Below are 23,553 nucleotides of genomic sequence, written 5' to 3'. Positions count from 1 at the left end.
CGGAATCATGAAAAGCTTTAAAGATATTTTTGAAAACTATCAATGGGAAGAGATAAAAGATAAGCTTGAAAAAGTAAGTCTGTATGATGTAAGATCCAGTCTTCAGAAAAAGAATAAAACCCTTGATGATTTCCTGAATCTTTTGTCACCAGCCGCATCCCGGGAATTGGAACTGATGGCAGGAATGACACAGGCGCTTACCCAAAAACGATTCGGAAAAACCATTCAGCTCTATGCTCCGCTGTATCTCAGTAATGAATGCCAGAATATCTGTACCTATTGCGGATTTAGTCTTGATAACCAGTTAAAGAGAAAAACACTTTCTGATACGGAACTGATGATAGAAGCATCAGTACTGAAATCTATGGGAGTGAACCACGTATTGCTGGTAAGTGGTGAAGCCAATAAAATAGTAGGAGTTCCTTACTTTCAGAACGCTGTCCGTAAATTAAAACCTCATTTTTCCAATATTTCCATTGAAGTTCAGCCTTTAATGGAGGAAGAATACAAACTGCTTCATGAAGAAGGAGTACACTCTGTGCTGGTATATCAGGAAACCTATCATCAGGATGTGTATAAGAAATACCATCCAAAAGGAAAGAAATCCAATTTTGATTTCCGTCTGGAGACACCTGATAGAATAGGACGAGCTGGAATTCATAAAATCGGGCTTGGAGTTTTGCTGGGGCTTGAAGACTGGAGAGTTGACAGCTTTTTTAATGCTTTACACATTGATTATCTTCAGAAACAGTACTGGAAAAGTAAGTTTTCGGTTTCCTTTCCAAGGCTCAGACCGGCAGAAGGAATCATTGAACCCAATTTTATTATGGAAGATAAAGATCTGCTTCAACTGATCTGCGCATATAGAATCTGGAATGAAGACCTTGAAATCTCCATTTCTACCAGAGAAAATGAAGTGTTCAGAAATCATATTGTTTCGCTGGGAGCCACAGCCATGAGTGCAGGCTCAAAAACCAATCCGGGAGGGTATGCCGTAGATAAAGAATCTCTGGAACAGTTTGAAACCAGTGACGAAAGAAGTATGGATGAGATGAGACTCATGATCAAAAAAGCAGGCTATGATCCCGTGATGAAAGATTGGGATTCCGTGTACAGTGGATTTTAAAATTTTTAAACCATTAAGAATTTTGAAGAAGTTAAGTTGAATTAAGAGAAATCGAAGATTTTTAAGACAGTATCTTTTTCAAGCAAAGCTCACCTTAAATATTCTTATAAGCTTAAAGAATCTTAATGGTTCAATTATCATAAAGTATGAAAAAAGAAGATAATTTTTCACGGTACAGCCGACAGATATTTATTGAAGAAATAGGATTGGAAGGACAAAAGAAAATAATGTCTTCCAGAGTCCTTGTTATCGGAGCCGGAGGGTTGGGAAGTCCAATCATACAATATCTGGCCGCTGCAGGAGTAGGAACGCTGGGGGTTGCAGATTTTGATCATGTAGAACTTCATAATCTGAACCGTCAGATCATTCATACTGAAAATAGGGTAGGATTATCCAAAGTAAAAAGTGCTGAAACATTCGTAGAAAACCTTAATCATCAGGTTATATTGATTGGAATTGAGGAAAAAATAAGTAAAAAAAACGCTGAAGAAATAATTTCTCAATATGATATTATTGTTGACGGCTCAGACAATTTCTCAACGAGATATCTGGTGAATGATACCTGTGTGAAATTGAAAAAAACTCTTATTTATGGAAGTATCTTAGGATTTTCAGGCCAGGTTGCTGTCTTCAATCATCAAGGAAGTAAAAACCTCAGAGATCTGTTCCCGGAACCTCCTTCCGATGAAGATATGCCGGATTGTGATAGTCTTGGTGTTTTGGGAGCTCTTCCTGGAATCATAGGCAGTATGATGGCGCTTCAGACGTTGAAAATTATCACAGATCTTCCGGTGAGTTTAGACCAATTGACGCTGGTGGATACGCTGGATTGGAGATTTCAGACGATTGATTTTTGATGTAATATAAACACTAATATCACTAATATTTTCACAAATAACACCATTTTAATATCAATAGAAAGAGGCGGTCACCATTGGTGCCGCCTCTTTTACTTTATCTTAAAGAATTATTGTGCCTGCTGCATTACACCACCGTTATCTTCTTTTTTAGTCTGGTTAAGGATATTTGGATCCTCTTTTGCCAGTTTATTTCGTGTAGGAATTTTATAGTTGATAGAGAATCCGAAATTTCTCGTATCATACTTGCTGCTGATCATTACAGGAGTTCCTGATGGTGGGTTAGAACGTACCTGCATCATCTGTCCGTTGAAAATATCATTCGCAAAAACAGAAAGTGTCAGGCGGTTATTCATAAACTTCTTCGTCAGCGTAATATCAAGAGAGTTGTTGAATGGTTTCTCTGCTGTAAAATAGAAATATCCTGCCTTTGGAGTCAGATAGCTGTAATTGGCTGTCATTTTGATGTCCTTAGGTAAAAGAATCTGAGTCATGATATTGAAAATCCAGAAACCTTTATTGTCCAGATTATCGATTTGATGTTTCTGATAACCGGCATATAAGTACATGAAATTAATCTTATCAGGATTGAAATCAAATTTCATAATCTCACTCAAAGGTTTGCTGAAAATCATAAAAGGAACCGGTAGACCCACGTTGAAATTGTGAATTTTCATATTTGAAATATTCACCTGCTCATTATAGAGTTTTCTTCCGTCTTTTCGGATGATCTGTGCCACCTGATTGCTTGCCGAACTTACGCTATACCCAATAAATGCATAATCAAAAGCCGATACTTTTATTTCATAATTATCAAAAATAGTAGGCTGTAGATTCGGGTTACCATTTACTTCCGTACTTGGTCCGGAGAATGTTACGTTATTCGGGTTTAGCGCAGAAATACTTGGTAAACTGATTTTTTTGTTATAATTCGCAGCAATATAAACCTGGTTCATCATGTTATACTGCACGCTTGCGTTCGGGAAAAGCTTAAATTTATTGAAAGGAATCAAATTAGCTTCCACCAGCTTTGCATCTTTATCAAAATATCTTGTTACCCCGGAAATATCATAGTTTTCAGCACGGGAGCCCAATGTGAAATCAAACTTTTTCAGTTTAGCCTGAAATTCTAAATAGGTAGAAGCGGTTTGTCTTTGATATTCAAGATTGGTTAATCCAAAGCTTTCCGTATCATAATCCTGTCTTTCATACAATCCTCCGAAGCTTACCTTTCCACCATCAAGAAGTTTGATAGGCTGGGCATAATCTACTTTGAAGTTAGCAATATTCATTACAGATTCGTTGTTCAGAATATCTTTTAAGCCACTCATTGCACTGTTAATTGGCGGATTGGGAGCCGCTGCAAATGTGCCATTTTGAAAGAAGTTGTCCTGAGAAAATTTACTATTCGATCTCGTGTAACCCAACTGGAAATCCAGCTTTTGAGATTTGTCAGCAAAACGTTTCTGATAGGTTACCACTGCTTCCTGTCTCAAACTATTGGTATGAGCTACATCCGAAGAAGTATAAAAAGCTTCTCTTAGATCCTTTGGATTATTCTGAAAAGGCAGATCCCCATGCCCGTCACTTAAAGTATAATTGTCGTTATTGTTGTGATAAATATCGTAGTTTAATAATAATCTGTCCTGCCCCAAATCAAACGTCAATCCTGATTTTGCAAAATATCCACGTCCATATCGGTCAGTATGACTTTTCAAAAGTTCATCCTGCTGGCCATTAAGCATACTTTCACGATAATTTTGACCTACATTCAACTGCCATCCAAAATATTTATTTCTTGCATTTAAATTAACAGAATTGGTCGTTCTGCTTCTGTATTTATCATAATTCGTGAAAGAGTAATTTCCTGAATAAGTAGCTGTTAAATATTTATTGGCGTTTTTGTTGGTGATAATATTCATGATCGCACCTCCGGAAGTGGCAGGAAATTCTGCACCAGGCTGCGTAATCACTTCAATTCTTTCTACAGAATTGGCTGGCATTCCTTCAAGGAAAGAATTCAATTCATTGGAAGTGATATTCAAAGGTCTTCCGTTAAGATATACTTCCAGCATTTTTCCCTGATACATCATCCCTGCGATGTCGGTAGATACAAGTCCCGGAAGTTTTTTAATCCCTTCCAGAACATTCCCGTTATTCAGCTGAGGCTGTTCAGAAAAGTCAAAAATAGTACGGTCTGCCTTTTGTTCAACGGCTTTTTTAGTTTTGGTGATAACTACCCCTTCAATTTGTTTCTCCTGAGGTTTATTACCTTTCTCCTGTGAGAAAACAAAAACAGAGCCTAGTAAGGATAAAGCGAAAATCGTTTTTTTCATAATGTTTTTACTGATATCCGGTTAGACGCTGAAAAAGATAATTTGTTACTCTAAAATTGTGAAAATCGAAAAATTAGGCTAAAATTTTTTTTATTTCCGAAATAATTATATCTTTGCCGGGTAATTATCAAGAATCTCTAGATGGGATAGCAACCTGCAAAAACAAGCAAGGTGCTGCAATCGATAAGCCGGATCTTCCGGAAAAAATGTTTATCATTTCTATCATTCTCCCATCTTGAATTTTTGTTTTAAAGTTAAAACCAAATGTTTAAAGACAAGGGAAATCACATTCCATCAGTAATTTTTTATTCTTCGGATCATGAAGTGAATCTTCATTATTCCAATATGTTTTCATGCCATTTCTATATGCGCATGTGTTGTTGCTGCTAGCACTTTCTATTTCTAAAAAATAATACAAACATTCCGATCATCAATGGTAACCTTAAAATGTAAGGCTACAGGATTTGTATTGCTCAAAAAACAATTTTTAACAACAAAAGTAAACAACCAACAACATGCATAATTTCAAAACAAAAATATTTATTCCTTCTTTTGCGCTTATTTCTACATTTTATTACGCACAGACGGATACTTTACAATCGAAAAAAATAGAAGATGTGGTGATCCTGGGGTCAAGGGGTTCCGGAAGATCACTTACAGATACACCTGTTCCTGTAGATATCATTAACATATCAAAAATTTTAAAACAAAGCCCGACTAACAATATCAGTCAGGCTTTAAATTATATTGTACCCTCATTTTCATCCACATCACATACCGTCAATGACGGAACTGATTTTGTAGATCCCGCTCTTTTAAGAGGATTGGGACCGGATCAGGTTTTGGTTTTGCTCAATGGGAAAAGAAGATATCAGTCTTCATTGATTAATGTTACCCTTACACCGGGAAGAGGATCTGTGGGAACTGACCTTAATGCTATTCCGGCCTTTGCTTTGGATAAAATAGAGGTTTTAAGAGACGGAGCTTCCGCCCAATATGGCTCGGATGCTATTGCAGGTGTCGTTAATCTGGGATTGAAAAAAAGATTAGGTCTTTCCGGACAGGTGTTTCTGGGAGGATATGCTTCTCCTGTTGCCAATAATTTCTCCGGAGGAGTGGACGGACAGACTATTTCTGTAGATCTTAATTATGGAGCGAAAATAGGAAAAACCGGATTTATTAACATTACGGGTTCTGCTCAATACCGCGATCCCTATTCCAGAGCCGGACTAAGGGAAGGAGATATTTACAATGCTTATAATGCTATTAATTACAGAGCATTACAGGATGGAGTGAATATTGACGGTTTATATAGAAATATTACCAACACTTCCAACACCCAGCAGATTATTAATACTGTTAAGCAATATGCAGCCAAGGTAAACTATTTTGCCCCTGATTTTCAAAATCAGATTTCGGGAGCCAGCAGTATTTCCGATCTTCAAAAAATATTGGGTAAAGATTTTACATCCCAGGAACTTAATTACAGAGGATTAGAGAGAAAAGACTTCAGCCTGAGAGCAGGACAGTCTAAACTACAGTCTGGACAGCTCTTTTTCAACTCTGAAATTCCTGTGAATGATGATTGGAAAGTATACTCTTTTGGTGGTTATAGTTATCGTCTTGGAAATGCCGGGGGATTTTACCGTCTTCCGAATACTGAGAGAAATATTAATGCAGTTACTCCCAACGGATACCTTCCTCAGATTGAAGCAGCCGTAAACGATTATTCTCTTGCTGCCGGAATTAAAGGAAAATGGGATGGCTGGAATGTGGATTTCAGTAATACATTCGGGAAAAATACCTTTGGTTTTGGGGTGGTAAATACTTTTAATGCATCGCTTACAGACAGTTCCCCAAGAACTTTTGATGCCGGAGGTTCTGAGTTCTCTCAAAATACTGTCAATCTGGATTTCTCTAAAAAGTATGATGTACTGAAAGGATTGAATATTGCATTCGGAGCTGAATACCGACATGAAAATTATAAAGTAAATGCAGGAAAAGAAAATTCTTATGCTTCTTACGACATTTATGGACGTATAGTAACAGCAAAAACTCCTGAAAATGAAAAAGTAACCGATTTTTTTGGAAATACGAGACCAGCCGGAGCACAGGTTTTCCCGGGCTTTAGTCCGGAAAATGCTGTTTCCGGAAACAGAAACAGTGTTGCTGCTTATGCCGATGCAGAGCTGGAGGTTACTGACGGATGGCTGTTGGAAGGAGCTTTGCGATATGAGAACTATTCAGACTTCGGGTCTACATTCAATTATAAGGTGGCTACTAATGTAAAACTGGCTCCCAATCTGAACTGGAGAGGTGCTGTTTCCACAGGATTCAGAGCGCCTTCTTTAGCACAAATCTATTATAGTTCTACTTCTACGTTGATTCAGCAGGGGAAAACAACACAGGTAGGTACTTTCAGAAATAATTCCGAGGCTGCACAGGCATTAGGTATTCCAAAATTAAAACAGGAGACTTCACAATCTTACAGCACAGGAATTACCTGGAAGATTCCGGCATTAAGCCTGACTTTTACAGCAGATGCTTATTTAATAAAGATTAAAGACAGGGTAGTGCTTACAGATCTTTTCTATCGTCCTGATGGTAGTTTTACTCCAGGTTCCGATCAGGCTGTTCTGCAAAGTGCTTTTGATCTTGCAAGAGCAAGTGCTGCCAACTTCTTTGCCAATGCGGTAGATTCTCAGACAAAAGGTTTGGATATTACCATTTCTCAGAATTCAAATATTTCATCGGGGATTTCTTTGGAGAATAATTTGGGAATCAATTTTAATCAGACCAAAAGAATCGGAGATATTCATGCGTCGCCTAAATTAGTAAGTCAGATTGATAATTATTTCTCAGAACCGAATAGAGTGTATTTTGAAGAAGCTGTACCGCGCGTAAAAGCTACTTTGTCTAATACTTTAAGAGTTTCCGGATTTACTTTCCTGCTGCGTAATTCTTTCTTTGGTAAAGTGACTGATGCAGATGTTTTGGATGCTAATTTTGACGGAGTAACAGGAAGTACAGAGCATTTTGTTCTTAATAACCGCTTCGTGACAGATTTATCTGTAGGATATGATTTTAATAAAAATATTTCAGCAACGATTGGGAGCAATAACATACTGAATATATTACCGTCCAAAAGTCCGAATATAAGTTCATTAACGGCTGATAACCAGTTTGTATATTCCAGACAGGTTTCTCAGTACGGTATTGGCGGAAGGTTTTTATTTGCAAGAGTTGAATTCAGATTCTAATCAGTAAAGCTTAGAAAATTTAATAAAAAAACAGAGATGTCTTCTCTGTTTTTTTATATTCTGTTAACAATAAAAAATAATTTTTTTGGTATAGTTATTTTTATAATTTTCTTTATTTCAATGAAGAAAATTCAATAAAATTGTATTCTGCAGAAGAAGAGAAAAGCTGTCTTAATACTGCTGCATGGCCATTTCCTGCAATCACAAGAATTCTATCTTCGCTGTTGTGTGGTATGTTTTGAATATTACGGAACATTCTCAGATTTCTGCTGTACCAATAAAGAGCGAGCATATCGGCCCCATCATGTTCTTTTAGTTTAAAATCTCCGCTAAGATAGGCCCCATATCCGTATTGATGACTTTCTTTTGAATTCATATAAATAAAAGTGTCTAAGAGCGATTTGAAATTCTTAGGTTCAGAGCTCTTGAAGAAATTATTAAACTGTTGGGAAAGCGCGTCATCACTTTTAAAATCATAATCTTTGCTGAGGTTGTTAAAAAATGTAGAATCTTTTTTTCCAAACTGTTTCTGAAGATCATCCCAAATAGATTCTGCATCAATGCTGAATAGTTCTTTGATTTTAAGTTCATTGGCGATCCTCATAGCAAGCTGATACCGCTCGTCTCTTTTGTCCCGGAGTTTGCCCTCGCTGTATTCTTTAAGTTTTTGATTGGCATTCCAGTTTGGCCAGGCTTCAATTGCAATTTTAGTGGGCTTAAATTTTTTGATATAATCTACCAGTTCGGTAACTTCTTTTGCCGTTTTTGGAGAAAGTACATCTACCTGATCTTCCTTGCTGGTTGTAAGAGCATCAAGGTTAGGATAATCAAAATGGAAGGAACCTACAACCAGCACTTTAGTCTTTGGATTTTTAAAATAGTCTGAAGGCTTTGTTTGAGCAAAAATAGATGTAGAAAGGCATAATAGGAAAATATAAATAATGGTTTTCATAGTATTATTATTTTTTTTTGTATTCAATTATTGAGCACGGTTTTTCTCTTCAAAATTCACGTCTCTTTTGTTCGATTTTACTTTCTGATTTCCAAAGTTGTACGTAATGCTTAGAGTCATTCTTCTGGCATCCCAATAGTTGTCGAATGACTGTGTATTATCCGTAAAGTACATATCTGCCTTATATCCGGACTGTCTGAAAATATCACTCACCGAAAGATTGACCTGTAATGCTTTTTCTACGAAGCTCATCTTTACTCCTGCATCAATACTGGCACTGTTTCTTGCTGCTGTGTATCCGTCACGTGAAGGCAGATTCTGCCAGTAATTGACAAATAAAAGGAATGTTTTGGCCTTATTCAGCTGGAAAGTATTGTTGAGAGAATAATAGAATGACTGCCCGTTTTTAGGAACCAGGTTAAATCTGGTAATCTGAGTCTCATTATAACTGAACGAAGTGGAGATATTACTTTCCCAGATTTTGAAAAATGTATCCGTGTAGTTGAGATTGATCCCGTAGTTATCCTGATTGTAGTAATTTTCGTAGGTACTGGTAAGATCAATTCCGTTTAAGAAGGAAATCTGGTCAAAATTATTCGTTGTTCTCTGATAATAAAGATTGGCAGAAAATTTATTTTTAAAAATATAATTCAATTCAATATTGTGATTGAAAGAGGGCTGCAGACTTGGGTTTCCTGAATAGTAAGTATTAGGATTAGAATACCATCGGAACGGATCTAAAGCCCGGAAATAAGGACGGTTGATTCTTCGGGAATAATTAATGCTGAACTGGTTATTTTCATTGGCTTTGTAAGAAAGATAGGCTGTAGGGAAAAATTTCCCATAATTATTATCGGATTTAGATTGTGTAGTTTGGGAAAAACCATTGGTTTGTGAATATTCATAGCGAAGTCCTGCCTTCACAGACCATTTCTCACCAAGATCTTTGCTGGCACTGATATAAGCGGCATAATTCTTCTCATTATAATCAAAAAGATTACTTTTTTCAGGATCTATAATGTAATTCCCATTGGTGAAATTAAAATATCCGATGTCTGAATTATTAGAAAATTGGCTGTATTTCGCTCCGGTTTCCAGCTGTATTTTTTTGAAGTTTAAAGTTAAATCAGCCTGTCCGGAATAAATCTTATAATCTACCGAAGAAAGATTTTTTACGATCTGAGTTGAATTGCTGGCGATATTTCTTGTTGTAAAATTAACTTCCGTATCGGGTAAGTTTCCATAATAATTGGCGCCCAGGCTTAGCTTATGTTCTCCAAATTTCTGATCAAAATAGAGGTTCAGCATTTGGGAAGTGAAAGCAGAACGGTGTTTGGAATCTGTATCTGTTTGCAAAGTGGGAGTGTTTCCTGTGAAATAGTTTTGCTTAGAATTGATATCCATATTGGTATGCCCCTTCGTTATATCATATACCAGCCCTACATTGGAGTTTTTAGACAGCGAATAATCAAAATTGGCATTCAGGCCAAGTCCATCATTCATATCCCTTCTATCATCCTTACTTACGGAAGAGTTTTGGCCAATAATATTATATTTTTCTATTGATCTTTTATCTCCATCATAGCCCAGCACTTTTACAGAAGCTTTAATTTTTTCATTCTGATAATTAACTCCCGCCACACTAGTGAAAGCAGCATATGTTTTTTGAATATAATTTGTATTCAGATAGCCGCTCCATCCAAGGTTTAGGTTCTTTTTAAGAACGATATTGATAATTCCACTGTTTCCCTGAGCTTCATATTTGGCAGGAGGAGTGGTGATTACTTCTATTTTCAGGATATTTTCAGAACGAAGGTTTCGAAGATAATTCATCAGCTCAGATCCGGAAAGATTAAGCATACGGTCATTTACCATCACAGAAACTCCATTTTTTCCGGCAATAGAAAGTAACCCCTTGTTTTCATCCACCTGTAATAAAGGTGTTCCTGCCAAAACTTCAGTTCCTGAACTTCCCTGTGAAAGCATAGAATTCTGAACATTATAAACAAGACGATCTACTTTACGCTCTACCAGAACTTTTTTACCATTCACTGCCACTGCTTCAATTGTGTTGATATTGACGGTATCTTTTGTTTGTGCTGTTATAAAAGAACAAACTAGAGTAGTTATAAATAAAAGTTGCTTTTTCATAGGTTATCAATGACAGATTAAATGATCTTTATGTTGAATTTCTCGGACAAAAGTATAAGAAGGCTCTTTGAAGAGAAATAGCGTTTAGATGAAGGGCATGATTATGCATATCAAAATAGTTTCATCGGAAAAAAATAGCTTTTTATCGAAAAGAGTTGATGAATTGTGTGTAGAGATTTATATTTGAATATGAATAAAAAGCAAATTATCTGGCTTCAGATTTTTTATTGGAGTTTCAATTTTATAGGAAACAACATTACACCTTATTTCTTTTTTCCTGAGCGAAGAGGACTTCAAACGTATGTGCTGAATTTTACTTATTCTATTACTGAAATTTCTACTTTTTACCTTTTGTATCTGGTTATTATTCCGAAAGTATTAAATCTGGAGAAACTTTATTCTGCCGTTTTAGTTTTTTTGATCTCTATTTTAAGCTTTGGTGTAATTCGGTATGGAATTGAAGAAGTACTGCTTCCTATTACCCTTGGTTTCAGAAACTATAATAAAGATACCGGACTTTTATATTATTTGACCGATAATATCTACAATGCTTCACTGACGGTTTTCATTGCCGGAATTCTGTGGATCGTGGAGAAATATGGAGTTGCTGAAAATGATAAAAAGCAGCTTCTGATTGAAAAGAAACAAGCGGAACTGCAAGCGCTGAAGACGCAGATCAATCCTCATTTTATTTTTAATTCCTTAAATAATATCTATTCCCTTGTCTATCAAAAATCGGATAAAGCATTGCCTGCCATTGAAGAACTTGGACAATTGCTGAGATATAGTACAAAAGATCTGGAAAAAGACTTTATTTCTTTGGATAAGGAAATTGGATATATTGACAGTTTAATTGCACTAGAAAAGCTTAGAATCAGAAATCCTGAGCTGTTGAGTATAGAAAAAGATATTCAGCATCCTCATCTTAAGATCTCCCCGATGTTGTTAGTCCCTTTTGTTGAGAATGCATTTAAACATGGTGATTTCCGTAATAAAGGTTTTGAAATGAAAATTTCAGATCATGATAAAGTTCTGCATTTTTATCTTTCAAATTTTAAAGCCCAGAAAATGAAAGATATTGTTTCCGGTATAGGAATTCAGAACGTAAAAAAAAGATTAGAAATATTATATCCTAAACATCAGCTCGAGATCAAAGATTCGGAAACGGAATTTATTGTAGATTTAAAAATTGATTTAAGGGATGAATAAGATAAAATGTATCATCGTTGATGATGAACCATTAGCAATCTCTCTTCTTGAACATTATGTAGAGAAGATACCTTTTCTTGAGCCGGTTTTTTCTACAGAGAACCCTATTCTTGCTTTGGAATATCTTCAGAAAAATGATTCAGACCTCATCTTTCTGGATATTCAGATGCCGGAGCTTACAGGAATCAATTTTATGAAGATCGTAGGAGCTGATCAAAAGTATATTTTGACAACTGCTTATTCAGAATATGCCCTGGAAGGCTATGAACATAATATTGTTGATTATCTTCTAAAGCCGATCTCATTTGAGCGATTTCAGAAGAGCGTAGTGAAAGCCCAGGAACGGTTTTCCTTTCCACAGGAGGAAAATACCCATTTCTTTGTGAAATCCTCCGGGCAAAGGCATCGCATTGGTTTCAATGAAATTTTATATGTTGAAAGCATCAAAGACTACGTCAATATCCGGACAGAAAGTGATGAGTATATCGTTTTGGATACTCTTAAATCAATGGAAAACCAGCTTTCTGAAAAATTTGTGCGGATTCATAAGTCCTTTATTGTCAATCTGGATAAAATCAAAAGTATCGGAGCTAAAAAAGTTATTCTTACCGAGTTTGAAATCCCCATTGGAGAAAGTTATAGGGCAGGTCTTCTGGATAGATTAAAGTAAAATTGTAAGTTTTGGCTAAAGCCAGATGTATTTATAATTTTAAAAGCGGGCTAATGTCTGCTCCTATTGAATTTATTAGCAGTAATTTTTGGTATGATAATAAAAAAAAGACGACTTCTATTGAAGCCGCCTCTATATTAATCTAACAATTAATTATTTTTCCTGCTTCTTAATAAGGTTAAGGGCAGAACCTGCCTTAAACCAATCAATCTGCTGAGTGTTGTAAGTATGGTTTGCGGTGATAATATCTTTAGTTCCGTCAGCATGTACGAATTCTAATGTCAATTGTTTTCCCGGAGCAAACTGATCAAGATCTAAGAAGTTAACCGTGTCATCTTCCTGGATTTTGTCATAATCAGCTTCATTAGCGAAAGTGATTCCAAGCATTCCTTGTTTCTTAAGGTTGGTTTCATGGATTCTCGCAAATGATTTTACCAATACAGCTTTCACCCCAAGATGTCTAGGCTCCATAGCAGCGTGCTCTCTTGAAGAACCTTCACCGTAGTTCTGGTCTCCTACAACGATTGTTGGAATGCCTGCCGCTTTGTAAGCTCTCTGCACAGCCGGAACTTCACCGTATTCCCCGGTAAGTTCGTTTTTAACTTTATTAGTGTCCATGTTGTAAGCATTTACAGCTCCTATCAACATGTTGTTTGAAATATTGTCTAAGTGACCTCTGTATTTTAACCATGGTCCAGCCATAGAAATGTGGTCAGTAGTACATTTTCCGAAAGCTTTGATCAATACTTTAGCGCCTTCAATGTTTTTACCATCCCAAGCCGGGAATTCCTCTAACAATTGAAGTCTGTCTGAAGTAGGGCTTACGTTCACAACAACGCTTGAACCGTCTTCTGATGGAGCTTGATATCCGTTGTCATCTACCGCAAAACCTTTTTCAGGAAGTTCAAAACCTTTAGGCTCATCAAGTTTTACCTGTTCACCAGCCTGGTTCGTTAAAGTATCTGTAATCGGGTTAAAATCTAATCTTCCGGAGATAGCAACAGCTGCTACCATTTCAGGTGAAGCTACAAAGGCATGAGTATTCGGGTTACCGTCAGCTCTTTTTGCAAAGTTTCTGTTGAACGAGTGGATGATAGAGTTTTTTTCTCCTTTTTCTGCTCCTTCTCTGTCCCATTGTCCAATACATGGTCCACAGGCGTTGGTAAAGATTCTTGCGTTTTCAAATTTTCTGAAAGAATCTAAGAAACCGTCTCTTTCCGCTGTGAATTTTACTTGCTCAGAACCTGGGTTGATTCCTAAAATAGCTTTTGGTTTTACTCCTTTTGCTACTGCATCTTCTACGATAGAAGCTGCTCTTGATAAGTCTTCATATGAAGAGTTGGTACAAGAACCGATAAGAGCCCACTCAACTTCTAAAGGCCATCCGTTAGCCTCAGCTTTAGCTCTGAATTCAGCAACCGGAGTCGCTAAATCTGGAGTGAAAGGTCCGTTTAAGTGAGGAGTAAGTTCAGAAAGGTTGATTTCTATTAATTGATCGAAATATTGTTCAGGGTTTGCATATACTTCCGCATCACCCGTTAAGTGCTCAGCAATTGTATCAGCAGCATCTACCACATCCTGTCTTCCGGTAGCAGCAAGATATCTTCTCATAGAATCATCATATCCGAAAGTGGAAGTTGTAGCTCCAATTTCAGCACCCATGTTACAGATAGTTCCTTTACCGGTAGCAGAAAGAGATTCTGCCCCTTCACCGAAATATTCTACGATGCAGCCTGTTCCTCCTTTTACAGTAAGGATTCCGGCTACTTTTAAGATGACATCTTTTGCGGAAGTCCATCCATTCATTTTACCGGTTAATTTTACCCCGATAAGTCTAGGCATTTTAAGCTCCCAGGCCATTCCTGCCATTACGTCTACTGCGTCAGCACCTCCTACACCAATAGCTACCATTCCCAGTCCTCCTGCATTTACGGTGTGTGAGTCTGTACCGATCATCATTCCTCCCGGGAATGCATAATTTTCCAGTACAACCTGGTGAATGATACCTGCTCCCGGCTTCCAGAATCCAATTCCGTATTTATCACATACAGAACTCAGGAAGTTGAATACCTCAGAGTTTTTGTTGATACCTTCCTGTAAATCTTTATCAGCACCTACTTTCGCCTGGATCAGGTGATCTGCGTGAGCAGTGGAAGGAACAGCAACTTTAGTTTTTCCTGCCTGCATGAACTGTAAAAGGGCCATCTGTGCAGTGGCATCCTGCATTGCTACTCGGTCTGGTGCGAAGTCTACATAAGAGTTTCCTCTTTCATAGGTTTGTGTAGCATTTCCTTCCCAAAGGTGGGTGTAAAGGATTTTTTCTGAAAGGGTAAGAGGTTTTCCCACGATTTGTCTTGCCGCAGCAATTCTTTCAGGGTAACGCTCGTACACTTTTTTGATCATATCAATATCAAAAGTCATATCGTATTTTAATTTTGTTCTTTTTCCGTTTAATGCTTCTTTCTCTGATGTTTGAAAAAGAAAAATCATTTCTTTATACATCAAAAAACGTTCCTATAATCTATAAACAGGACGGTTTTGACTATAATTTTAAGAGATTTTATAACTTTCAATTTAAGAAAAAATAGATTCTATTTTCAAGATTTTATCAGAAAAAAAATGTATTTATCTTAAAATAGAAACATTCTAAACAAAAAATTGGAAGATTTTAAATCCTAAAGGACTAAAATCTTCCAATTATATAATTTTCAATAGTCTTACGACTTATTGTATTGCTTCTATTAGTGAGCGCTTGTACTTGTCAATTCTTTAATGGAAGGTACAAAAGTTGTAAGATCAATGCCTTCTACAGCTGCTTTATACTCATCAATATTAGGAATTCTTCCAATAATAGCAGATAAAACAACAACTGGAGTTGAAGCAAGCAGAGATTCTCCTTTTTTACGTTCAGAATCTTCAACTACTCTTCCCTGGAAAAGACGTGTAGAAGTTGCCAATACTGTATCTCCTTTAGCTGCTTTTTCCTGGTTACCCATACAAAGGTTACATCCAGGACGTTCAAGGTACATTACGTTTTTGTATTCAACACGAGCTTCTCCTTTTGGAGCATTATCATCAAATTCAAAAGCTGAATATTTTTCTAATAATTCCCAGTCTCCTTCTGCCTTCAGTTCATCAATGATGTTATAAGTAGGCGCTGCTACTACAAGAGGAGCATTAAATTCTACTTTCCCTTGTTGTTTTTCAATGTTTCTAAGCATTTGAGAAACAATCTTAAGGTCTCCTTTGTGAACCATACAAGATCCTACGAAACCAAGGTCTACTTTTTTCTCTCCTCCATAGTAAGAAAGATCTCTGATGGTGTCATGTGTATATCTTTTAGATACATCATCATTGTTTACATCCGGGTCAGCAATCATTGGTTCAACGATTATGTCAAGATCTACTACTACTTCAGCATAATATTTAGCGTTTGCATCTGGAGTCAAAGCAGGTTTCTCTCCTGATCTGATCTCTGCAATTCTTTGATCAGCTTTGTCAATTAATCCCTGAAGAACTTTATTATGGTTATCCATACCTTTATCAATCATGATCTGGATTCTGCCTTTTGCAATTTCCAGTGATTCAATCAAAGTATTGTCTTCAGAAATGTTGATAGAAGCTTTGGCTTTCATTTCAGCAGTCCAGTCTGTAAAGGTAAATGCCTGGTCAGCAGGAAGTGTTCCGATATGAACCTCAATGATTCTACCCTGGAATACGTTTTCTCCTCCAAACTGCTTCAACATCTGAGCCTGAGTGGCATGAACTACATCACGGAAATCCATGTGTTCTTTCATGTTTCCTTTGAACGTTACTTTCACAGATTCAGGAATTGGCATAGACGCCTCACCTGTAGCTAATGCAAGAGCAACTGTTCCTGAGTCAGCTCCGAAAGCCACCCCTTTAGACATTCTTGTGTGAGAGTCACCACCAATGATGATTGCCCACTCGTCTACAGTGATGTCGTTAAGAACCTTGTGAATTACGTCAGTCATTGCGTGGTATTCACCTTTAGGGTCACGGGCTGTAATAAGACCGAACTCATTCATGAATTTCATCAGCTTAGGAATGTTAGCCTGAGCTTTTTTATCCCATACTGAAGCGGTGTGACATCCTGACTGGTAAGCACCGTCTACAATTGGAGAAATCACTGTCGCAGCCATAGATTCCAATTCCTGAGAAGTCATAAGACCTGTCGTATCCTGAGATCCAACGATATTAACTTCTACACGAACGTCTGAACCTGCGTGTAATACTTTTCCTGGAGTAGTTCCAACAGCGTTTCTGTTGAATATTTTTTCTACAGCAGTAAGTCCTTGTCCTTCGTGAGAAATTTCTTTTGATGGAGCAAAAACAGCAGGAGCTTCAACTCCTAAAAGCTGAGCTGCAAAGGTCTGTAGTTTCTTACCAAATACGATAGCGTAAGATCCGCCCGCTTTGATGAATTCCATCTTTTGTGGAGTGAAAGATTTAGTAAGGTCAATAAGTTCTTTATCGCCGTTATATAATTTCTTTTCTTTTGTATTAATTGTTAAAACAGTTCCTGTTGCTACTGAATAAGCTTCTTCAAGAACGATATCACCATTTTCGTTACGAATTGGGTTTCCGTTTTCGTCAACTTTCTTTACCCAGTTTTTAAGGTCAACACCAATACCTCCGGTAACGTCTACCGTTGTAAGGAAGATGGGAGAAATACCGTTTGTTCCTCCTACAATTGGAGCAATGTTTACAAATGGTACATATGGGCTTGCTTGTTTCCCTGTCCAAAGAGCAACGTTATTTACTCCTGACATTCTTGATGAACCAACACCCATTGTTCCTTTTTCAGCGATAAGCATAACGCTTGCATCAGGATGCTGTGCCTGTAAAGCTTTAATTTCTTCCTGCGCCTGAGGAGTGATCATACATTTACCATGAAGTTCACGGTCTGATCTTGAGTGAGCCTGGTTACCAGGAGAAAGTAAATCTGTAGAGATATCTCCTTCACCAGCGATGAATGTTACTACTTTGATTTCTTCAACAACTTCCGGCAGTTTGGTAAAGAATTCAGCTTTTGCATAGCTTTCTAGAATTTCTTTTGCAATTTCATTACCGCTGTCGAATGCTTCTTTCAGACGGGTTGTATCTGCCTCATAAAGGAAAACCTGTGTTTTAAGAACGTTTGCCGCTTCTTTAGCAATAGCTGCATCATTACCTAAAGCAAGATCAAGCAATACTTCAATAGAAGGTCCGCCTTTCATGTGAGATAATAGTTCAAAAGCATATGCCTGAGAAATTTCTTCTACTACGGATTCACCCAGAATAATTTCTTTTAAAAATTTTGCTTTCACTCCCGCCGCACTTGTCGTTCCGGGTAGCGTGTTGTAAATGAAAAATTTAAGAGAATCCGATCGGTCAGCATTACCTGAATCTTTAATCTGTGTAATGATTTCGCTTAGTAATTCAGCACCATCAATTGGCTTTGGATGAAGCCCTTGGGTTTTTCTTTCTTCAATCTCTTTGATGTAATCCTTATAAATATTCATAATAGAAGGTCTTTCAACATTAAAGGTAGGTCTGCTTCTTCTTTACCGGTCTGTACAAATACAGTTAATGACATTTTGAGTTCTCGCATTTTGATGCAACATTAACCGAATAAAGTCAGCATAATCTACACTTTTTTAAAAGTTTTTAAAATTATCAAACAATTCAAAATGTTCCCAAAATTACGAATTTTTAATATTTTATAGAAACGAAATTATTTAGATTCTTTATAAATATGAATTTTATAATATCTATTTTTGGTCATATTTTTGTAGACATATGGCGAATATGAAAAATATCCTGAATGTTTTATGCATTTTTACTTCGGTTTTCGTTTTTTCACAGACTAAATCTGTGAAGAAAGTAACAGTGAAAAAAGGGGCTAAAACTATGGTTAAGAAAGGGACTGCAGCCAATAAGCCTAATCCTGATTTGGTGGTGATCAATAAAGATCTTCCGGTTTTGATTCCTAAAAAGAAAGGTGATCAGTTTGGGTATGTTAACCAGAATGGGAAATTTATTATTCAGCCAGAATATCACATTGCTGTATTTTTTTACGAAGACTGCAACCTTCTGAATTCACCTAATGAAAAGGTCAGAAAATTTGGAACAAAAGACTATGCTACAGTAGAGAAAGATATGATCTCTTACCGGGTAGACCAGTCTGGAAAGAGAGTGTACCAGTTCAAAGAAGCCGATTTTGGAAAATGCATCTTCGAAGAATATAAACAGCAGCTATTTCAGGCTTATACTATGAATGGCTTTTACGGAATTATTGAAAAATCAAAATTTGTGAATGCTGCAGATTACAGACAGTTTCAGATTTATCCTCAATATCAGTATCTGTACATTATGGAAGGAGACGATGTAGCCAACCCAATGATTGTTGCTTCCAATAATGATAAATTTGGAGTTATTGACGTTAACAATAAGATCATCATTCCTTTTGAATACGCGAATATTAAAAGAAATTTTAGCTGGAAGCTGGGTAAGATGTTTGAAGTCACCAAAGACGGAAAAAGCTACTATTATGTGGATGCTGATAATAAAACCTACTAAAAAAATTATAAATGATGAATGATGAATGATGAATGATTCATCCAATAACTCTTATTTTTCATTCTACTTTTTTCTATCCCATAACTCAAAACCCCTCACCTCGCACCCCGAATCTCAATTCATATATTTTTTGTAATTTTGCGGCTGAAATAAAGGGGTGCTTTAACAGGCTGAGATTATACCCAATGAACCTGGAACAGGTAATGCTGTTTAGGGATGCGTCTTCATCAGGCGCTGAATTGTATAATATCTTATCGATCCCCTTTTATTCATTAAATGTCAAAGATTTATAGAATGAAAGGATTATTTTTTTTAGGGCTTAGCGTAGGCTCTGTAGCTTTTATCCAGGCTCAGAATAAGGATTCTCTGAAAGTCAGAGAAATTGAAGCCGTCAACTTTACCAGAAGACTTCCTGTAGCAAAGGAAATCATTAATGTACAGAAAGATTTAGACGGAAAAAACTTAGGACAGGATCTTCCTATTCTTTTAAAAAATCAAACTTCCATTATTTCCACTTCAGATGCAGGAAATGGAGTGGGGTATACCGGTTTTAGAATTCGTGGAGTCTCAGGAAGTGGGATTAATGTAATGATGAATGGCGTTCCGTACAATGATTCTGAAAGTCAGGGAACATTTTTTGTGAATGTTCCGGATTTAACGAGTTCTGCTTCACAGATTGTTATTCAAAGAGGGGTAGGGACTTCCAATAATGGTGTTTCTGCTTTCGGAGCAAGTATCAATGTGATTTCTAAAGATCCTGAAGAAAAGTTTTATTTTAAAACAGATGACAGCTACGGCTCATTCAATACCTACAAATATTCAGCTGAGATAGGTTCCGGGAAATTCTGGAAAAACCGCCTTTCCGTAATGGGAAGATATACTCATATTCACTCTGATGGATATATTGACAGAGCTTCATCAAATCTGCATTCTTATAATTTTACGGCCTTATTTGAAGAAGGAAACACCAAATTACGTTTAATGGCTTTTGGTGGAAAAGAGAAAACCTACCAGGCTTGGAACGGGATTGACCGCAAAACATGGGAGACCGATCCTAAATTTAATGTTTCAGGAGCAATTTATGATGCCAATTGGGAGAATATCGTAAGTTTCTATGACAACGAAACAGATAATTACAGACAGAATCATTACCAATTGCTTTGGGAGCAGAAATTCAGTGACCGATGGAATTTGGAAACTACTTTTCACTATACCAAAGGAAAAGGTTATTACGAAAACTATAAGCAGGGAGATCCTTTTTCCAGATACAATTTACCTGATTTGGCTGAGGGTGGGCAAACCGTAAAATATTCAGACTTTATCAGAAAAAAATGGTTGAATAATGATTTTTATGGAGTGGTTTCAACACTTTACGGAAAGTTTGAAAACTTAGATCTGAACGTTGGAGTAGTAGCCAATCAATATTACGGAAGACATTACGGAAATGTTACGGGAGTATTTTTTCCTCAGATTGAAGAAAGTGAGTATTACAGAAGCCGCTCAATAAAGAATGAAGTATCCGGTTTTGCAAAAGCTTTGTTAAGAGTAGATAATTTTGAATTTTTTGGTGATTTACAACTAAGAAAAATCAATTACAATACCAAGATCCTGATGGCTGGTGATGGTGAAGGAGCTGATTTAAGTAAAAACTGGTTGTTTTTTAATCCGAAAGCAGGGGTAAATTACAGAATTGAAGGAGGGAAAGTTTTCCTTTCCTATGCCCATGCCCACCGTGAACCGAACAGAGATGATCTGATGGCGAATAACGATGTGAAAGCAGAAAAACTTCATGACATTGAAGCAGGTTTTGAAAAACAGTTTGGGATTGTATCACTTACCGCGAACGTTTATTACATGTACTATGTTAACCAACTTGTTTTAAATGGTGTACTTAATAATGTAGGGGCTTTCATCAGAACCAATTCCGGGAAGAGCTACAGAAGAGGAGTGGAACTGGGTGCTTTGGCAAAATTATCCAAACAATGGGAGGTTTCTGGAAACGTAACCTTAAGTCAGAGTAGAAATCAGGATTTTAATATTCAAAATGGAGATATTCCTAAAAGTCTTGGAAATACAGAGATTTCATTTTCTCCGAATGTAATTGCCAATTTAAGTCTGAAATTCAATCCTACAAAGAATTTTCAGTTTGTTTTAATGAACCAATATGTTGGAAAACAATATCTGGACAATACAGAAGATGCCAACTTACAGCTTAAAGATTATTTCCTGACAGATTTCAACGCGCAGTATCAGTTTAAAATTGCTAATAATGAAGTTGCATTAAAACTGTTGGTCAATAACCTCTTCAATAAAAAATATGTCAACAACGGATCTGTGTACGAAGGACAGCCGTATTATTTTTCACAGGCAGGAACCAATTTCATGTTTGGTGTAAGCTGGAAGATTCAATAATGAGAAGGTCTGGGAAGCAAATAAATGAATTTGCAGATTTGTCCTTTTACCCATTTCATTATAATTGTTAAGCTTAAAAAAAGAAGTTTAAATACCTGTATTCCTATTTTGATACAGAATAATCAAAAGACTGTTTCGGCAGTCTTTTTTTATATAGGTTAAATATCTTAAAAAGTCATGAAAAAGTCATAAATTTGCTGCCAAATGAATATTTCAGCATACATTTTAGAATACATAAAACAATTTGGAACTGCCACGGTTCCAGGCTTTGGGGTGTTTTCACTGAAAAATTCTAAGGCAATTATCAATTCCGAAAACGGGAGCATCTTACCTCCAGCCAGTCAGATTGAATTTACAATAGACTACGAAGTAAAGGCTGAAGATCTTACTGCTTTTATTGCAGGACAAAAACAGATGTCCTTAGAAGCTTCAAGAAGTGATCTGAAGATCCAGACAGATTTTTGGAAGAAAAAACTTCAGGCCGAACAGGTTCTTGAAATTCAAAACCTTGGAACAGTCTTCATTGAAGAAGGGCATACCCATTTCAAAGGAAAAAGAATAGAATCAGGACGTCCGGACTTTTATGGACTGGAAGAAATCAGATTTTCAGATATCAATAACGGTGAGAAGGTGAATCCTTCAGTCAACCGCGAAAAGGATTTTAAATTCAGAAAAACTATTCTCTGGATTTTCCTTTTGGTTATTCCGGTTTTGGGGATTTTATACCTGGCTTTTACCCAGCAGGAACTTCTTTTTGGTAAGAAATCTTTCAATAAGGTTTCTGTACAGACCTCTACCCACAGAATTGTAAAAGATACAATTAAGGTGATGGTACATACCCCGGAAACATCCGTTTCAGATTCTTTGAAAAAAGATTCATTAGCAAAACCTGTCGGAAAAGGAGTAAAATCCGCTCCGGCCGTTCCAAACAACACTAAGACTAGATGGCAAAAATAAAAAAAGCGTCAGAATCTCTGACCATTATGACCAATATCGTTCTTCCGAACGAAACCAATTCTTTAAGAAATCTTTTTGGGGGTGAACTTTTAGCAAAAATGGACCGTTGCGCGTCTATTTCTGCAGCAAGACACTGCGAAAGAAGAGTAGTAACCGCTTCAGTAAACCACGTATCTTTCAATCATCCGATTCCGGAAGGCGGAGTAGTGGTCTTGGAATCTAAAGTTTCCAGAGCATTCTCTACTTCTATGGAGGTGTATGTAGATGTATGGTTGGATGACCCTATCAATCAAAAGAAAATTCATACCAATGCAGGTATTTATACTTTCGTTGCAGTGGATGAGTTCAACCGTCCGATTCCTATCCCGGAAATGGTTCCGGAAACAGAAGAGGAAAAAGAAAGATTTGCAGCAGCATTCCGTAGAAAAGAACTTTCATTAATCCTTTCCGGAAGAATGAAGCCTTTGGAATCTGTAGAGCTTAAAAAACTTTTCCAGGAACCTCAGGAATCTAAGAAAGACAAAAAGTAAGACCCTTATAAAACACAAAAAACACGAATGTCTTACACAAATTTTCACAAATGGTTTGTGTAAGGTCACATGAAAAAAAATATTAAAATGGATATTTCTGAAAACGATATATCAAAAATTGTTTACGAAGCAGGATATACAGTTCATAAGTCATTGGGACCAGGACTTTTGGAAAGTGCCTATGAAGAATGTCTGTTTTATGAATTAAATAAACATGATATTCTTGTAGAAAGGCAAAAACCAATGCCATTAGTTTATGATGAGATAAAAATGGATGTTGGCTATAGACTTGACTTTTTGATTGAAGAAAAATTTGTGCTGGAAATAAAATCTGTAGAATCTTTGCATGATATTCATCTGGCGCAGATACTCACCTACCTTCGTTTAAGCAATTGTAAGCTTGGTATGTTGATCAACTTTAATACAATCCAGTTTAAAAATGGAGTGAAAAGAGTGATTAACGGTACCTTGTAATTTGTGTTATTTGTGAAATCAATTAGTGACATTTGTG

The 23,553-nt window shown here is 36.7% G+C and carries 15 protein-coding genes and 1 riboswitch; of the genes, 10 read left to right on the top strand and 5 right to left on the bottom strand.

The window, feature by feature from the left end:
- The first annotated feature begins 7 nt into the window (after nucleotides 1-7).
- Nucleotides 8-1,126, top strand: coding sequence for a 2-iminoacetate synthase ThiH (thiH, locus tag AC57AW_RS00485; protein ID WP_496350438.1), 1,119 nt, complete (start codon nucleotides 8-10; stop codon nucleotides 1,124-1,126).
- A 146-nt stretch (nucleotides 1,127-1,272) separates the two neighbouring features.
- A complete protein-coding gene (locus AC57AW_RS00480) occupies nucleotides 1,273-1,983 on the top strand; it encodes a HesA/MoeB/ThiF family protein (protein WP_496350437.1) in 711 nt (236 codons plus the stop codon).
- 110 nt (nucleotides 1,984-2,093) lie between these two features.
- On the opposite strand, the gene AC57AW_RS00475 is transcribed toward AC57AW_RS00480, so the two are convergent.
- Nucleotides 2,094-4,319: an outer membrane beta-barrel protein gene (locus tag AC57AW_RS00475; protein ID WP_318848405.1), complete on the bottom strand. Its 2,226-nt coding sequence runs from the start codon at nucleotides 4,317-4,319 to the stop codon at nucleotides 2,094-2,096.
- Between the two features lie 119 nt (nucleotides 4,320-4,438).
- A riboswitch (SAM-I-IV-variant riboswitch) is annotated at nucleotides 4,439-4,536 on the top strand.
- 298 nt (nucleotides 4,537-4,834) lie between these two features.
- Here AC57AW_RS00475 and AC57AW_RS00470 point away from each other — a divergent pair.
- Entirely contained in the window at nucleotides 4,835-7,579 is a 2,745-nt protein-coding gene (locus AC57AW_RS00470) for a TonB-dependent receptor plug domain-containing protein (protein ID WP_496350436.1), read from the top strand.
- Between the two features lie 112 nt (nucleotides 7,580-7,691).
- Here the strand turns inward: AC57AW_RS00470 and AC57AW_RS00465 are convergent, their stop codons facing one another.
- Both AC57AW_RS00465 and AC57AW_RS00460 read right to left on the bottom strand, forming a co-directional pair.
- Complete coding sequence (locus AC57AW_RS00465; RefSeq protein WP_496350435.1) at nucleotides 7,692-8,531, bottom strand: DUF5694 domain-containing protein; 840 nt, start codon at nucleotides 8,529-8,531, stop codon at nucleotides 7,692-7,694.
- Between the two features lie 27 nt (nucleotides 8,532-8,558).
- The gene (locus AC57AW_RS00460; RefSeq protein WP_496350434.1) at nucleotides 8,559-10,682 is read right to left on the bottom strand and encodes a TonB-dependent receptor domain-containing protein; all 2,124 of its coding nucleotides are present in this window, start codon (nucleotides 10,680-10,682) and stop codon (nucleotides 8,559-8,561) included.
- 189 nt (nucleotides 10,683-10,871) lie between these two features.
- Between AC57AW_RS00460 and AC57AW_RS00455 the strand changes: the two genes are divergently transcribed.
- Together AC57AW_RS00455 and AC57AW_RS00450 are read left to right on the top strand one after the other, a co-directional pair.
- A complete protein-coding gene (locus AC57AW_RS00455) occupies nucleotides 10,872-11,891 on the top strand; it encodes a sensor histidine kinase (protein ID WP_496350433.1) in 1,020 nt (339 codons plus the stop codon).
- Nucleotides 11,884-12,561 carry a LytR/AlgR family response regulator transcription factor gene (locus AC57AW_RS00450; protein ID WP_496350432.1) on the top strand — a complete coding sequence of 226 codons (678 nt, stop codon included), beginning with the start codon at nucleotides 11,884-11,886 and terminating at the stop codon, nucleotides 12,559-12,561. Before AC57AW_RS00455 ends, AC57AW_RS00450 begins: the two co-directional genes overlap by 8 nt.
- A gap of 153 nt (nucleotides 12,562-12,714) precedes the next feature.
- Here the strand turns inward: AC57AW_RS00450 and AC57AW_RS00445 are convergent, their stop codons facing one another.
- Together AC57AW_RS00445 and AC57AW_RS00440 are read right to left on the bottom strand one after the other, a co-directional pair.
- Nucleotides 12,715-14,982 (bottom strand): aconitate hydratase, encoded by a 2,268-nt coding sequence (locus AC57AW_RS00445; RefSeq protein WP_496350536.1) that lies wholly within the window; start codon nucleotides 14,980-14,982, stop codon nucleotides 12,715-12,717.
- A 320-nt stretch (nucleotides 14,983-15,302) separates the two neighbouring features.
- Nucleotides 15,303-18,086, bottom strand: coding sequence for a bifunctional aconitate hydratase 2/2-methylisocitrate dehydratase (locus tag AC57AW_RS00440; RefSeq protein ID WP_318848399.1), 2,784 nt, complete (start codon nucleotides 18,084-18,086; stop codon nucleotides 15,303-15,305).
- Between the two features lie 286 nt (nucleotides 18,087-18,372).
- On the opposite strand from AC57AW_RS00440, the gene AC57AW_RS00435 reads away from it, so the two are divergent.
- From AC57AW_RS00435 to AC57AW_RS00415, 5 genes are all read left to right on the top strand, one after another.
- Nucleotides 18,373-19,143: a WG repeat-containing protein gene (locus tag AC57AW_RS00435; protein WP_496350431.1), complete on the top strand. Its 771-nt coding sequence runs from the start codon at nucleotides 18,373-18,375 to the stop codon at nucleotides 19,141-19,143.
- Between the two features lie 294 nt (nucleotides 19,144-19,437).
- Nucleotides 19,438-21,555: a TonB-dependent receptor gene (locus tag AC57AW_RS00430; RefSeq protein ID WP_496350430.1), complete on the top strand. Its 2,118-nt coding sequence runs from the start codon at nucleotides 19,438-19,440 to the stop codon at nucleotides 21,553-21,555.
- A 204-nt stretch (nucleotides 21,556-21,759) separates the two neighbouring features.
- A complete protein-coding gene (locus AC57AW_RS00425; RefSeq protein WP_496350429.1) occupies nucleotides 21,760-22,512 on the top strand; it encodes a hypothetical protein in 753 nt (250 codons plus the stop codon).
- Nucleotides 22,500-23,042: an acyl-CoA thioesterase gene (locus AC57AW_RS00420; RefSeq protein WP_047381641.1), complete on the top strand. Its 543-nt coding sequence runs from the start codon at nucleotides 22,500-22,502 to the stop codon at nucleotides 23,040-23,042. Before AC57AW_RS00425 ends, AC57AW_RS00420 begins: the two co-directional genes overlap by 13 nt.
- A gap of 87 nt (nucleotides 23,043-23,129) precedes the next feature.
- Entirely contained in the window at nucleotides 23,130-23,516 is a 387-nt protein-coding gene (locus AC57AW_RS00415; RefSeq protein WP_496350428.1) for a GxxExxY protein, read from the top strand.
- The last annotated feature ends 37 nt before the right edge of the window (nucleotides 23,517-23,553 follow it).

The organism is Chryseobacterium sp. BGA-UO-ETr-SB22, from assembly GCF_059567885.1.
The sequence above is the reverse complement of the archived record's forward strand: the minus strand, read 5'-3'. Positions and strand labels throughout refer to the sequence as shown.